At 41.9% G+C, this 15,129-nt stretch carries 11 protein-coding genes; 8 read left to right on the top strand and 3 right to left on the bottom strand.

Annotated features, from left to right (window positions below):
• The first annotated feature begins 50 nt into the window (after nucleotides 1-50).
• The 3 genes from ACAY00_RS01200 to ACAY00_RS01190 all read left to right on the top strand — a co-directional run bounded on the left by ACAY00_RS01200 (nucleotide 51) and on the right by ACAY00_RS01190 (nucleotide 4,158).
• Nucleotides 51-1,838 (top strand): ABC transporter ATP-binding protein/permease, encoded by a 1,788-nt coding sequence (locus tag ACAY00_RS01200; RefSeq protein ID WP_371379483.1) that lies wholly within the window; start codon nucleotides 51-53, stop codon nucleotides 1,836-1,838.
• A gap of 231 nt (nucleotides 1,839-2,069) precedes the next feature.
• Nucleotides 2,070-3,605, top strand: a complete 1,536-nt coding sequence (locus ACAY00_RS01195; RefSeq protein ID WP_371376106.1) for a DUF3360 family protein — start codon at nucleotides 2,070-2,072, stop codon at nucleotides 3,603-3,605.
• A gap of 55 nt (nucleotides 3,606-3,660) precedes the next feature.
• Nucleotides 3,661-4,158, top strand: coding sequence for a glycine cleavage system protein R (locus ACAY00_RS01190; protein WP_371376103.1), 498 nt, complete (start codon nucleotides 3,661-3,663; stop codon nucleotides 4,156-4,158).
• Nucleotides 4,159-4,190: 32 nt separating this feature from the next.
• Here the strand turns inward: ACAY00_RS01190 and yfcE are convergent, their stop codons facing one another.
• Entirely contained in the window at nucleotides 4,191-4,736 is a 546-nt protein-coding gene (yfcE, locus tag ACAY00_RS01185; RefSeq protein ID WP_371376100.1) for a phosphodiesterase, read from the bottom strand.
• A 569-nt stretch (nucleotides 4,737-5,305) separates the two neighbouring features.
• Between yfcE and pflB the strand changes: the two genes are divergently transcribed.
• The 3 genes from pflB (at nucleotide 5,306) to ACAY00_RS01170 (ending at nucleotide 10,041) form a co-directional block, all read left to right on the top strand.
• Nucleotides 5,306-7,591 (top strand): formate C-acetyltransferase, encoded by a 2,286-nt coding sequence (gene pflB, locus ACAY00_RS01180; RefSeq protein ID WP_371376097.1) that lies wholly within the window; start codon nucleotides 5,306-5,308, stop codon nucleotides 7,589-7,591.
• A 158-nt stretch (nucleotides 7,592-7,749) separates the two neighbouring features.
• A complete protein-coding gene (gene pflA / locus ACAY00_RS01175; protein ID WP_371376094.1) occupies nucleotides 7,750-8,487 on the top strand; it encodes a pyruvate formate lyase 1-activating protein in 738 nt (245 codons plus the stop codon).
• A 240-nt stretch (nucleotides 8,488-8,727) separates the two neighbouring features.
• Nucleotides 8,728-10,041: a M20/M25/M40 family metallo-hydrolase gene (locus ACAY00_RS01170; RefSeq protein ID WP_371376092.1), complete on the top strand. Its 1,314-nt coding sequence runs from the start codon at nucleotides 8,728-8,730 to the stop codon at nucleotides 10,039-10,041.
• Between the two features lie 86 nt (nucleotides 10,042-10,127).
• Here the strand turns inward: ACAY00_RS01170 and glpD are convergent, their stop codons facing one another.
• A complete protein-coding gene (gene glpD / locus ACAY00_RS01165; protein WP_371376089.1) occupies nucleotides 10,128-11,648 on the bottom strand; it encodes a glycerol-3-phosphate dehydrogenase in 1,521 nt (506 codons plus the stop codon).
• Nucleotides 11,649-11,932: 284 nt separating this feature from the next.
• On the opposite strand from glpD, the gene glpK reads away from it, so the two are divergent.
• Both glpK and ACAY00_RS01155 read left to right on the top strand, forming a co-directional pair.
• A complete protein-coding gene (gene glpK, locus ACAY00_RS01160; RefSeq protein ID WP_371376086.1) occupies nucleotides 11,933-13,411 on the top strand; it encodes a glycerol kinase GlpK in 1,479 nt (492 codons plus the stop codon).
• A gap of 203 nt (nucleotides 13,412-13,614) precedes the next feature.
• Nucleotides 13,615-14,295, top strand: a complete 681-nt coding sequence (locus ACAY00_RS01155; protein WP_371376083.1) for a type 1 glutamine amidotransferase domain-containing protein — start codon at nucleotides 13,615-13,617, stop codon at nucleotides 14,293-14,295.
• A gap of 54 nt (nucleotides 14,296-14,349) precedes the next feature.
• On the opposite strand, the gene ssb is transcribed toward ACAY00_RS01155, so the two are convergent.
• Complete coding sequence (ssb, locus tag ACAY00_RS01150) at nucleotides 14,350-14,994, bottom strand: single-stranded DNA-binding protein (protein WP_371376080.1); 645 nt, start codon at nucleotides 14,992-14,994, stop codon at nucleotides 14,350-14,352.
• Between the last annotated feature and the right edge of the window lie 135 nt (nucleotides 14,995-15,129).

Below are 15,129 nucleotides of genomic sequence, written 5' to 3'. Positions count from 1 at the left end.
CACCAAAGCGATGATGTATGCTCAATAAAACCCTTATTAAATTGACGTTTATGCGCTCTAGACATTACCCCGATACCGATATCAAAGGTTTTAATTGGCAAATCATAAAAAAAATACTGCCTTATTTATTAGAATATAAGAATCGGGTACTGATGGCGCTTGCCTGTTTGATTTTCGCTAAGATCGCGAGTGTCGGCTTACCTTTCTTACTCAAGTATACGGTCGATGGCTTAGAGGGTAATGCCAGTGTGCCTATTGTTGCCCTAACGCCGATAGCTTTGATCATCGCGTATGGCTTAGTTCGTTTTTCAAATGTGCTTTTTGGCGAGTTAAGAGACACGCTTTTTGGTCGGGTTACCGAACGTGCGATACGACGTATTGGCTTAAACGTTTTTCAGCATTTACATGCCTTAGATTTAGCTTTTCATTTAGACCGACAAACCGGTGGTTTATCAAGAGACATTGAACGAGGTACCTCTGGCATTAATTTTCTAATGCGCTTTATGGTCTTTAACATTGTTCCAACCTTAATTGAAATCGCTCTGGTTATTGTGATTTTATGGAGTAACTATGGCCCCTACTTTGCTCTTATCACCTTTACAGCCATTGGCTGTTATATTGCTTTTTCGGTCATTGCGACAGAATGGCGAACCCGTTTTGTTCGCGAGATGAATCGTGCCGACTCTGCCAGTAACTCTAAAGCCATTGATAGCTTGATCAATTTTGAAACCACAAAATATTTTACCAATGAGCAATTTGAAGCGAACCGATATGACCAACAGTTGGCGGATTGGGAACAAGCTAAACGAAAAAATCGACTGTCAGTTTTTGCCCTTAATTCAGGTCAGGCTCTTATTATTAGTGTTTCGATGACATTAATGATGTTATTAGCGGCAATAAACGTAAAAAATAACAGCATGACTTTGGGCGATTTTGTCTTAATTAATGCCTTTATGATGCAAATCTTTTTGCCATTAAATTTTCTCGGTTTTGTTTATCGAGAAATGAAAGGGTCGTTAGCCAATATTGAGCTGATGTTTAACCTCCTGTCAATTAAACCTAAGGTCACAGAAACAAAAAATCCTAGCCCATTAATCGTAACACAAGGACGGGTTCGATTTGACAACATCGGCTTTTATTATCAGCCACAACGTAAAATCATCGACAATTTAAGCTTTAGTATTCAACCTGGAGAAAAAGTGGCTATTGTTGGCGAAAGCGGTAGCGGTAAATCCACCTTAGTTAAACTGTTATTTCGCTTTTACGACCCACAATCGGGGCGTATCTCTATTGATGGCCAAGACATCAAACACGTCGACTTCTTATCTCTTCGCAAAAGCATTGGCATCGTGCCACAAGATACCGTGCTCTTTAATGATTCTATTCTGGAAAATGTACGCTACGGTCGAGTCGATGCCTCCGATGCTGAGGTGATGCAAGCCATTGAACATGCCCACTTAACCGAGTTTATTACTCGCCTGCCAGAAGGCGTAAACACGGTCGTTGGTGAACGCGGATTGAAATTATCCGGAGGTGAAAAACAACGAGTAGCCATAGCAAGAACCATGTTAAAACAACCTCCCATTCTGGTTTTTGATGAAGCCACATCATCCCTTGATACTCATTCAGAGCGCACCATTATGGAAACCCTAAGAGAGCTTTCACAAGGCGTAAGCAGTTTGGTTATCGCACATCGGCTTTCAACCATAGTCGATGCCGATAAAATTCTCGTACTTGATAAGGGAGAGCTAAAAGAGCAAGGTACTCATGCACAGCTATTAGAAAAAAATGGCCTGTATGCAAATCTTTGGTATGTGCAACAAAAAAGCCATGACTAATCCACTGATAAATCTCGTAAAATTACGCCATTAAGGGATTATTTTTGATTAAATTTAGGTCAAGACAAGAAAAATGATCTTTTTTATCCATTCTTTGATGTAAAACACTTTCTTTATCATCTCATCGTCTACAATAATCACATAAATTAGTGGAAGCTGGGTTTATCAGCTTATTGCTAAATGATCTATCAAAAGCCTATGTAGGCATGTACAAACAATTTGAGAGCAAAGATGCAAGAGAATCAAACGGTACAGCAGCATGAAGCTGAGGCGGAAAAATCCTACCGCGAAGCGCACCGCCCTGCTAATGAATTTGCCAGTCGTTCAGACTATTTAGATAACGAACTCAAAATTATGAAACCACGTCGTTGGGGGTTAAACCTACCTGGACGTGACTTTAATTTTGAATGGGAAGATTTAGTGCCCGCCATTGCAGGTACCATCGGTATTACCGTGATGTATTCAGCCGTTATGTCAGCTTGGGCCGCTGGCTTAAGTGAAAGGTGGGATCACGTATCTTTAGGCGCGGAGTTTGCTATTTCAATTGTTCGGGTAGAAATGCTTATTCCTGCCTTATTATTTTGTATTATCAGCTCAGGCTTAATTAACCCAAGAGCCAACTTAGCGGGTAACCACGGCCCCATGATCCCATTAATTGGTGCCATCGCTCTAGCTGGTGCTCACCCTCTTGCATTAGCCATATTACTGGGCGTTTTCGGGCTTTTGCTCAGTTATTTTAAAGGGGGATCAAGGCTTGTTAACCTCACCAGTGATGGGGTTGCTGGGGGTCTGTTGGTCTTTCTCGGCTTTGGCGGCGCAACCAGTCAAATCCAGTCTTTATTTACTTGGGCTGGTGACTTACAAAGCAAACATAGCCTAGACTACAGTTTGAGTCATGTTGCCTTTATTATTTTAGTCGCTAATGTTGTTTTATACTCATTTTTAGCTCGCATTGGTAAACGCTGGCTGGCGATCCCGCTGTGTTCCATTGTGTCGATTATTATCGCCTTTTTATTTGGCGCCGGCTTAGACTTACAATTTGTCACCGCACCTGGTATTCCCAATCTAAATCCAGTTTACTGGTGGGGTAGCACAACAGAGGGCTGGATGCTTGGTTTACCAAACTTAAGCCATTTTATCGCTTCACTACCGTTTGCCATTTTAGCGGTTGCGATGTGGTCGCCTGACTTTTTAGGACACCGTATTTTCCAAGAGCTTAACTACCCTAAAGGTACCGATAAAGTATTAATGGATGTGGATGACACAATGACCACGTGTTCATTTCGTCAAATTGTCGGAACCGCAGTAGGTGGTGGTAATATTACCTCTTCATGGGGTACCTATATGATCCCTGCCGCAATAGCAAAACGCCCAATTCCTGCCGGTGCGATTTTGTTAGGCACGCTTTGTATCATTGTAGCGATTGCCGGTTATCCGATGGACGTAGCGGTTTGGAAACCCGTCATGGCGATTGCGCTGTTAGTGGGCGTATTTTTGCCTTTACTTGAAGCCGGTCTGCAAATGGTTAAAGCAACCAAAGATGCACAGTCTGCTGGGATTTGTATTTTTGCTGCGTTTGTTGCCAATCCAGTATTAGCTTGGTCACTGACCATGCTACTTGATAACAATGGCTTAATTGGTGATAAAGAAAGAGCTAAAAAGCTGTCTTTTGCGGATCGAATTGTTATTCCAGGCTTAGCCTTTGTGATTTGCTTAATCGCAATGTTAGCGGTTGGCATGTTACCGGGTGTGCCCGCTTTACTTTAGTAATGACATACAATACCGCCTTCTGGCGGTATTGTTTTAAGAAGGAGACGACAACATGAATGTTCAATTTATTGCAACAATATACGGAACAAAACGCTCCGGTATTATGCACGCATTAGCAGAAAAAACGCATCAACTCGACGGCCTTTGGCTCAATTCAAAAGTGAACCAAATGGGCGGGCAATTTATTGCTCTGATTAAAATCGATATCCCGAAAGAGAATGTTGATGAGCTTAAGCGCTTTTTTAGCTCGCAACAAGGTTGTACATCGGTATTTAACGAAGTCGTCCAATTAAGCGAAGGTACCAAGTTAATGAACCTCACCTTTGAATCTAAAGACCGTTACGGTTTAGTACAAGATATCTCAAATGTCCTCCAGCAAAAGTACATTGATATAGACAAAATGGATGCTAATAGAGTTGCTGTTGCCGACTTAGGCCAAAGTATGTTTAGCGCTTCTTTCGATTTACACGTTCCGGTTGATTGTGACTTAGAGGCGCTTAAACATTGTCTGAATCAAGTCGATGAACATGCCATTATCCATTTACATTAGTGGTTAGCCGTATATTGCGAGATTGCCGACAATTACTCGAAAGCAATTTCGCAAATCAAAGCGTCTGCTAAATCAAAGACCGAAAAACCTTCATTCGTCAACACCCCATAACTGTGTTTATAACCGCCTTTAGGTAAGGTAATAGAACCTGGGTTTAATAAGTATTTTTGTTCTAGGTATTCGGCTCTAGGGATATGAGTATGGCCTGATAAATAGACATCACCACGGGCAAAGAAAGTATCGTTTGCATCCTTATTATATAAATGACCATGACTTAAAATTACTCGGTGATTTGACAACATCAATACCGCCATATCCGACAGTAAGGGAAAATTTAGCACCATTTGATCGACTTCACCGTCACAGTTGCCACGAACAGCAACAATTTTGTCGGCATATTGGTTTAGTAGAGCAATACAGGCTTTTGGATCATAGACATCGACCAAAGGGTTTCTAGGTCCGTGATTTAGCACATCGCCCAATAATAATATATTGCGATATTGGCCTTGCTCAAATTTATTTAATGCCTGTTGCAAGTATGTGATGCAACCATGAATGTCTGAAATCACCAAAAACATATTTTCTCCTAGGACATGGGATAAATACCAATCCCATAACTTGACCATGTAACAAATCAACCGCCAATTTCGATAAAATTACGCTATTTACAATTTAAACCTGTCTATGATAAATTTTTTGGTTAAAATTACAGCAAAGATTGTAATTTGCCTTTCAATGCATGTAATTTAATTACATAAATCAACTTACCGTCAAACAACCGATTTACGGCAAAATACAACGCTTTATTAGAACAACTTTGATCTGGATCAAAACAACAACCAAAACCAATAAAAATAAAGACTTAAGCAAAAACAAGACGGCAAGATAAAGTTACAAATAGGCAACTAAAAAAGCCGATTTTTTTTGTCATAAAACAAGATTTCTTTATGTAATTTTACTACAATGCATTACATAGAGATTGAAAAAACGTAAATAAAGAAATTTAATTACAGCAAGAATTTTCAATACACAAGTTTCGAAATTTTAGTCATCAAATGATTGACTAAAATAAATATAGTTGAGTTTGTTCACTCGTTTAACGCAGTACTTATTTCAACTTATTTTCTTAAATTTTTTGGAGACCGTTATGGTTAGTGATAGTAAGACAAACGCGTGGAGCGATTTTACTCCTGGAAAATGGCAAGAAGAAGTTAACGTTCGTGATTTCATTCAAAAGAACTACACTCCGTATGAAGGCGATGAAAGCTTTCTAGCTGGTGCTACTGAAGCAACAAATACGTTATGGAACGTTGTTGCTGAAGGCATCAAAAAAGAAAATGCGACTTTAGCACCTATTGATTTTGATACAGACAACCCGTCTACCATCACTTCACATGACGCTGGTTACATCAACAAAGACCTAGAAACCATTGTTGGTTTGCAAACCGACGCCCCTCTAAAACGCGGTATCATCTGTAACGGTGGTATTCGGATGGTTGAAACCAGCTGTAAAGTCTACGGTAAAGAGCTGGATCCTGAAGTTAATAAAATCTTTTCTGAATACAAAAAGACTCACAACCAAGGTGTATTCGATGTTTACACCGGCGATATTCTTAAGTGTCGTAAGTCTGGCGTTATCACCGGTCTTCCTGATGCATACGGACGTGGTCGTATCATTGGTGACTACCGTCGTGTTGCTCTATACGGTATCGACTTCTTAATGGCTGATAAAGTTGCTCAACATAAATTAATGGAAGAAGCACTTTATAACGCGCAAACCAGCGAAGACTTAGACAAAGTAATTCGTGGTCGTGAAGAAGTTTCAGATCAACACCGTGCACTTGCGGCCATGAAAGTGATGGCTCAGAAGTACGGATTCGATATTTCAAAACCAGCGACCAATGCACAAGAAGCGATTCAATGGACATACTTTGGTTACCTAGCGGCAATTAAGTCTCAAAACGGGGCGGCAATGTCTTTCGGTCGCGTATCGTCTTTCCTAGATATCTACATTGAGCGTGATCTTGCTAAAGGCATCATTAACGAAGAAAAAGCTCAGGAAATGATTGACCACTTAGTCATGAAATTACGTATGGTTCGTTTCTTACGTACACCTGAATACGATGAGTTATTCTCAGGTGATCCTATTTGGGCTACAGAGTCCATCGGTGGTATGGGTCTTGACGGTCGTACTTTGGTCACTAAGTCAAACTTTCGTATCTTGAATACGCTATACACCATGGGACCAAGCCCAGAGCCAAACCTTACGGTTCTGTGGTCAGAGCGTTTACCACAAGGGTTTAAAGAGTACTGTGCAAAAGTATCTATTGATACCTCGTCAATCCAGTACGAAAACGACGACTTAATGCGTCCAGATTTAGATTCTGACGACTATGGTATTGCATGTTGCGTTAGCCCTATGGTTATTGGTAAGCAAATGCAATTCTTTGGGGCTCGCGCAAACTTAGGTAAAGCACTGTTATACGCCATCAACGGCGGTATGGACGAAAAATTAAAAATTCAAGTTGGTCCTAAACTACCGGTAATTGACAGTGAGTACTTAGACTACGACCAAGTGAAAGAAAACTTCGACATCATGACAGATTGGGTAGCGAAACAATACGTCACGGCCCTAAACTGCATCCATTACATGCATGACAGACACAGTTATGAAGCCGCTTTAATGGCACTTCACGATCGTAAAGTACGTCGTACAATGGCATGTGGTATTGCAGGTCTGTCAGTAGCCGCAGACAGTTTGTCAGCGATTAAACACGCGAAAGTAAAACCAATCCGTGACGAAAACGGTATTGCTGTTGACTTTGAAATCGAAGGTGACTTCCCTAAATTTGGTAACAACGAAGCCGCTGTAGATGATATCGCTTGTGAACTAGTTGAAGACTTTATGAAGAAGGTTCAGAAGAACCCAACTTACCGTGGTGCTCGTCCAACTCAGTCGGTACTTACGATTACTTCTAACGTGGTATATGGTAAGAAAACAGGTTCTACGCCAGATGGTCGTAAAGCCGGTACCCCATTTGCGCCAGGCGCTAACCCAATGCACGGTCGCGATACCAAAGGTGCTCTTGCATCATTAACATCGGTTGCAAAACTACCATTCAAGTACGCACAAGATGGTATCTCTTATACCTTCTCTATGGTACCTAACGCTCTTGGTAAGACAGATCAAAGCAAACGTGCTAACTTAGCAAGCCTAATGGATGGTTACTTCTACAATAACCAAACTCGTGAGGGTGGCCAACACCTTAACGTAAACGTGTTAGACCGTGATATGCTATTAGATGCTATTGATAACCCAGAGAAGTACCCGCAACTGACTATTCGTGTTTCTGGTTACGCTGTTCGTTTTAACTCGCTAACCCCAGAGCAACAACAAGACGTTGTAAACCGTACATTTACTGAAAAAATGTAATAGAACCGTTTATTGCAAGAGGCGGCATTAGCCGCCTCTTTTTTTAATCAAACCAAAACAACTAAACTTGTACCAATACGAATACATTTTTAACCTTTTATTAAGCCAATTTGTATTCGTATTCGTACAATGAACAATATTCAACATAGGCAGAAAAAATGCTGGAAGGCAGAATTCATTCGATAGAAACATGTGGTACCGTTGACGGACCAGGCATTCGCTTTATTGTATTTATGCAAGGGTGCCTAATGCGCTGCAAGTACTGTCATAATCGTGACAGTTGGGATGAAGATGCCGGTGAGGTTAAAACAGTTGACCAAATGATGGAAGAAATCCTGCCCTATAAGCACTTTTTTAGAGCCAATGGCGGTGGTGTTACGGCATCAGGTGGTGAAGCAACATTGCAAGCCGAATTCGTCACCGAGTTATTCAAACGTTGTAAGGCTGAAGGCATTCATACCTGTTTAGACACCAATGGCTTTGTAAAAAATCACAACAAGCGTATTGATGATTTACTTGCGGTAACCGACTTGGTGATGTTGGATTTAAAACAAATGCAAGATAAAACCCATATCGACTTAACCAAAGTCAGCAATCGGTATGCGATTGCGTTTGCTAAGCACCTACAAGACATTAATAAACCCACATGGGCTCGCTATGTGGTGGTTCCTGGCTACAGTGACGACATGCCTTCGGCAAAAATGTTAGCAGATTTTATCGCGCCAATGAAAAATATTGAACGCCTTGAACTCCTACCCTATCACTCTTTGGGGGAATATAAATGGGCAGAGTTTGGCGAAAAATATGAATTAGAGGGGATTTCCCCCCCTTCAAAAGCAACGATGAAAGCGTTGGAGTTGGTGTTTAAAGACAGTGGTATTAATGTCATCTACTAGCAGCCTTTAGACCATTCTAAGAATCCATGATGATGACGTTTATCATGGTCCTTCTTGTCATTAATATCTGCGTATACCAATTCCACTAAGTTTTTGCTCACTCAGCGAGAATAAAAACCTTTAAAACTCACCCTTTGAAGTGATATTACATATTAAGTTTCTGCGCTGTCGATATTATGCAATAATCGATCAGGTTTATGTCGATTTCGAGCATACCCCAGAGACAATACGGAACCTAATATGACAATAAAAAGAAAAATAGTGTGTTTGTTCAGCAGTTTAATATGGTGTTCAAATGCGTTTGCTAATATCAATAAAGATCAATTGATAGATGATCTTACCTTTTTAGCCAGTGATGAGCTAAATGGCCGTCAAACCTTTTCAGCCGAAATAGATCAAGCAGCAAACTACATCAACGACCGCTTTAAACACATTGGTTTGACTCCGTTTAATCAACTTACCGATTTTAAACAAACCTTTGAGCTTACCGATATTGCTCCAACTTCAATTAGCGTTAAGCTAAACGGTCGAGAGATAGGATCAAAAGATATCGCTTTTGCAGCCACCCAAGCCTCAGTTAACTGGCAATCGGTCGACGATATCACGGTGAGTGTTATTGGCGCAGATACAAATTTTAGAGACGCTTTGTTTAACGCCAATGCAATGGGTGGCCAACAGTTGCTGCTGGTACATCCTGCCCATGCACCTTTTTTTAGCCGGATCCAAGATTTTTTAGCCGAAGGTATTCGCACCCAAAACGCTAACGATGATGCAGCCATGGTCTTAATTCTGACCAGTGAAACCAAGCTAGAGACTTTTAATATTCAAGGGACTACCACTAAACAGCAACGAAAGCTAACCAATGTCATCGGTGTGTTACCAGGGAAATCCAAACCAAATGAAGTGGTGATTTATTCTGCTCATTATGATCACTTAGGCTTAAATCCTGGCGGTGAGGGTGATGTTATTTTTAACGGGGCTGACGATGATGCCTCAGGAACCGCTGCGGTGATCAATTTAGCCGAATATTTTACCAAACAAAACAATAATGAACGCACGCTCATGTTTGTCGCTTTTACTGCGGAAGAAATTGGCGGTTATGGTTCTAAATACTTTTCCGAGCAACTCGACCCGAATTCAATTGTTGCTATGATCAATATCGAGATGATTGGTAAACCGTCTAAATTTGGCGCCGGCACCATCTGGATGACAGGCCCTGATAAGTCCGATTTACGCACCCTTTTAAACGCCCAGTTAAAAGATAAAAACATCGAAATTTACCCCGACCCATACCCTGAGCAAAAACTGTTTTATCGCTCAGATAACGCTACTTTAGCCCGTCTAGGAGTTCCCGCACACAGTTTTTCAAGTACTCAACTTGATAAAGATAAGTACTATCATAGTGTCTCAGATGATATCAGTAGCTTAGATTTAGACTCGTTCCATTTGGTTGTCGAGCAATTAGCAACATCGACCTTAGGATTAAGTAACGGTAGCATCACCCCACGTCGAGTAGATCCTGCCAACATCCGCCCCACAGGAAAGATCTTTTAAATAGGTGCGAAACAGCGTCCTCTTTTTAGTCAAAATAAATTGAACAAAGGCGCCTTAACTGGCGCCTTTGAGTGTTGTTAAGCCACTCATGCTTGAGCTTGCTGAGGTAGTCTTAGCTTTAGGTAGTGAGAAATGTATTGCTCAATTTTTTGCTGTTGGCGCTTATTGATAAACAGGCCAACCTTGGTGCGTCGCCACAAGATATCTTCAACGCTACATGCCCATTCGTGATCGATTAAATAGGCGACTTCGCGAGCAAATAAATCATGACCAAATAACTCACCCATGTCCTCTATCGAATGGGCATGTTCTAGCAGCTGATAAGTCAAACTGCCATAGGTTCTGGCAAAGCGTTGTAATAGGGCTTTATCAAGCCAAGGATACTGTCGATATAACGTGCGGATGAAGCTATCTAAGGATTCAATATCGCCTCCAGGTAAACGACAATCTTTAGTCCACGGCCCTTTTATATGACTAAAAAATTGAGACAATTGATTTACAGCTTGTTCTGCCAAGCTTCGATACGTTGTGATTTTGCCTCCAAAGACCGACATCAATGGTGCCTGATTTGTCTTTGCATCTAAGGTTAAGGTGTAGTCGCGGGTAACATCTTGGGCACTTACGCCTTGTTCAAACAACAAAGGCCGAACCCCGCTAAAACTGGAAACAATATCGGCTGGTGTTATCTTGCGTTTCATATAGCGATTACTGATATTGATCAGGTAGTCACGCTCTTGCTCTGACATCCGACATTTTGCCGGATCCCCCTGGTAATCTTCGTCGGTCGTACCGATAAGAGTAAAATATTGCTCGTAAGGTAAAATAAAGACAATGCGGTTATCTTCATTTTGCAAAATATAGGCCTGCTTGTCATTGTGTAGTTTAAGCACAACAATATGACTGCCTTTGACCAAACGAACTTGTTTGGGCGAAGGTAAAGACAAAGCCGAATCAAAGAGACTGGCAACCCATGGACCCGTTGCATTAACCAGCGCTTTAGCCCCAATCGATGTTTGTTGCATGGTGTTCATATCTTTCAGACGAATTTGCCATTGGCTATTAACTCTTTGTGCCTTTATACACTGAGTATGAGTGAGAACCTTAGCACCGTGTTGACTTGCCATTTTGGCATTTAACAGCACCAAACGAGCATCATCAACCCATGCATCAGAATACTCAAAGCCCTTGGTAATGTCACTTACCAAAGGCGAATCGGGTTCTATAACAATGGACTTGGATGCAGCAAGCGAGCTCCGGCTGGCAAGATGATCATACAAAAACAACCCCAAACGAATCATCCAAGCAGGTCTTAGATGCGGTTGGTGGGGCAACATAAAACGTAATGGGGTAATAATATGAGGGGCAATATTTAGCAATACTTCACGCTCAGCTAGAGCTTCTTTTACCAGCTTAAATTCATATTGCTCAAGGTAGCGCAGCCCCCCGTGTATGAGCTTACTGCTATTAGAAGACGTGGCACTGGCTAGATCGTTTTGTTCTATTAATGCGACGGACAAACCTCGCCCTGCCGCATCGGCCGCGATTCCTGCCCCATTGATCCCGCCACCAATGATCGCAACATCAAATAGCTCGGTATTTATTTGCATTAGCCACCCAACATTTCACCCTATATTACTTAGCATAGTGCGAAATAAGTAAATTGTATAAAGTCATACGTTGATAATACTTGGCCAGATTAAGGCAGCATAAATAAAGCGAGGATTTTCATTTGGAGTACTTTCACCAGCCCTAAAAATGCATTTTAAGTCGCTGTAATAATTACGACTTTTAAGGAATAATCGGTGTTTTAAGATTATGCTTATTAACAAAGTAGTGAGTAAAAAAAATAAACATTCGCGCTAAAGTAGCACGCACATAGGGCAACAAGAAGATGAGTAAATATATTTTAAGTATTGACCAGGGAACCACCAGCACCCGCGCGATTTTGTTTAGCTTAGAAGGCAAAATACACGCCACCGCCCAACGTGAATTTAACCAATACTTTCCTAAAAATGGCTGGGTAGAGCATGATCCCATGGAAATACTGGACTCAGTTATTAGCACCTGTAAAGACGTACTACAACAGCAAAACCTGACAGCAAGCGACATCTTAGGCATTGGCATCACAAATCAACGTGAAACAACGGTGATATGGGATAAAGCCACTGGCCTGCCCGTGTACCCCGCCATTGTATGGCAAGACCGACGTACTGCTGATTATTGTAAAGCCATTACCTCGCCTCATCTTGCGCAATTAGTGAATGATAAAACTGGACTCATCATCGATTCCTACTTTTCAGCAACCAAAATAAAATGGCTATTGGACAATGTGCCTAATTGCCGGGCAAAAGCGTTAAACAATGAGTTGGCGTTTGGCACTATCGACAGTTTTTTAATTTGGCATTTGACCGCTGGTAAACATCATAAAACCGACGCCACCAACGCCTCTCGCACCATGTTATTTAATATCCACAATCAACAGTGGGATCCTGAACTTTTGCAGCTATTTGATATACCGAACACTATTTTGCCGCAGGTAATGGACTGCGCCGATGATTTTGGCGTCACCGCCAGCGCTCTCTTTGGCCAAGCAATTCCCATTATGGCGGTTGCTGGCGATCAACAAGCGGCCTTGGTTGGGCAAGCGTGTTTTAGCCAAGGCATGGCCAAAAGTACCTACGGTACCGGTTGCTTTTTAATCCTAAATACGGGGCAGAAGGCATTAAAATCTAAAAATCGCCTCCTAACCACTATTGCGTATCGTCTTAATGGCGAAACGACTTATGCCATAGAAGGCAGCATTTTTATCGCTGGCGCCACCGTTCAATGGTTACGAGATGGGTTAAAAGTTATCGACTGCGCCGAACAAACAGAGTCGCTTATCGCCGATATGCCACTTGACCATGGCGTGTTTTTGGTACCCGCGTTCACCGGTTTAGGTGCCCCTTATTGGGACCCTAATGCAAGGGGCGCCATTTTGGGCTTAACCCGAGATTCAGGTATTAGGGAAATCGTTACCGCAGGCATTCAGTCGGTTTGCTATCAAACCAAGGACTTACAAAAAGCGATGGAGCGAGATGGTTTACGACCTACGGAACTAAGGGTCGACGGAGGAATGGTGGTAAACGATTGGATGTTGTCGTTTTTGGCCGACATACTGGACGCCAAAGTTGGCCGACCTGAAATCATCGAAACCACAGCACTAGGCGTAGCCTACTTAGTCGGTTATAAAGCTGGGGTGTACCAGACTATCGATGAAATAGCCAACATGTGGCGTTGCCAGTACACCTTTACCCCAAACCTCAAAGAGGAGCAACGTCAACATTTATACCAAATGTGGCTTAAAGCGGTAGCTCGGGTGAAAAGCTAAAAAGTGCGCCAAAACCTGCTTTGAGCGGTTCAATAGATACAGTGGTTTTACTTTGCCCTAGCAAATACCAACATCATCCACTGGCAGGGAACTATTTTTATAAAAATGGAACCATGTCGTTATGCATTGTCCAATGAATATTTACACCATATAATTTCAGTCTCAGCTTCACATTCATTCACTTAATTCCTAAAGGACTTCTAATGAAAAAAATATTAATGGTACTAACCTCACATGATCAATTAGGCAATACTGGCGAAAAAACAGGGTTTTGGGTGGAAGAGTTCGCGGCCCCTTATTATCAGTTTTTGGATGCTAATCTCGACATTACCTTAGCTTCACCACTCGGTGGCCAACCACCTATTGATCCAAAAAGTGAATTAGACGATTTTCAAACACCGGCAACCAAGCGTTTTAATCAAGATCCTGTGGTACAAGATAAGCTCACCAATACTCTGCCTTTAGCGGATCTATCGGCTTCAAACTTTGATGCGATATTTTACCCTGGCGGTCATGGTCCGCTTTGGGACTTAGTCGATAATCAAGCGTCCCTAAAGTTAATTGAAGCATTCCATTGCAATAAAAAGCCGATTGGCGTTGTTTGTCATGCAACCGCAGTACTGTTAAATGCGAAAGATAGTCACGGTAATAGCTTAGTAGAGAACAAGAAGGTAACCGGATTTTCCAACAGCGAAGAAGCTGCGGTTGAACTTACCGATGTGGTGCCATTTTTACTTGAAGACGAATTAACCGCTCGTCATGCGCATTATCAAAAAGGCGATGATTGGTCTGAGTTTGTGATCACTGATGGCCACATAATTTCGGGGCAAAACCCAGCAAGCTCTGAATTAGCAGCCAAAACGTTGCTGTCAAAATTGGTATAAGGCATAAAAAAGCCCAGATACTCTGGGCTTTGACATTGATTAAAATATTGGTGTCTAGAACGGAATATCGTCGTCAAAGTCCATCACAGGTTCTTGTGGATTTACCTTAGGTGCAGATTGAGCAGGTTGTTGCTGCTGGTAACCTGATTGGTAACCACCTGATTGTTGTGACGATTGATTTGGTGCTGACTGATAACCGCTGTTCGCTTGTGGCGCTGGCGCACTTTGGTTTTGCGAATAACCACCTTGTTGCATTGCTGGTGTAGCTGGCTTGCTGTAGTTGTTTGTATTTTGGTTTTGGTTTTGAAAGCCTGCATTTTGGTTCATACCGCCGCCTTGGCCCATTCCTGCGCCTTGGCCACGAGCATCCAACATTTGCATTTCGTTTGCACGAATTTCAGTTGTGTACTGATCTTGTCCTTGTTGGTTCTGCCATTTACGCGTACGTAAACTGCCTTCAATGTAGACTTTAGAACCTTTTTTCAAATACTCGCCAGCAATTTCAGCTAAACGACCATTAAAAACAATACGATGCCATTCGGTTAGCTCTTTTGGCTCACCAGTTTGTTTGTCTTTCCAGCTTTCAGACGTTGCCACCGTAATGTTACATACCGCACCGCCATTTGGGAAAAATCGGGTTTCAGGATCTTGCCCTAAGTTACCCACAATAATTACTTTATTTACACCACGACTGGCCATAAAAAATCCTGTGTTTTACCTGTTATATTACGTTAAATAGCTCGCCGTTGAGGTATTAGGTACAAGCTACGTTTATCTGTTACACCGCGCTCATTGCGATGGATGCCTTATCCAAAGCCGTTGTTTAAATTGTTC

The organism is Thalassotalea sp. 273M-4, assembly GCF_041410465.1.
Taxonomy (GTDB): Bacteria; Pseudomonadota; Gammaproteobacteria; order Enterobacterales; family Alteromonadaceae; genus Thalassotalea_A; species Thalassotalea_A aquiviva.
This window is presented reverse-complemented; position numbering and strand designations above follow the sequence as displayed.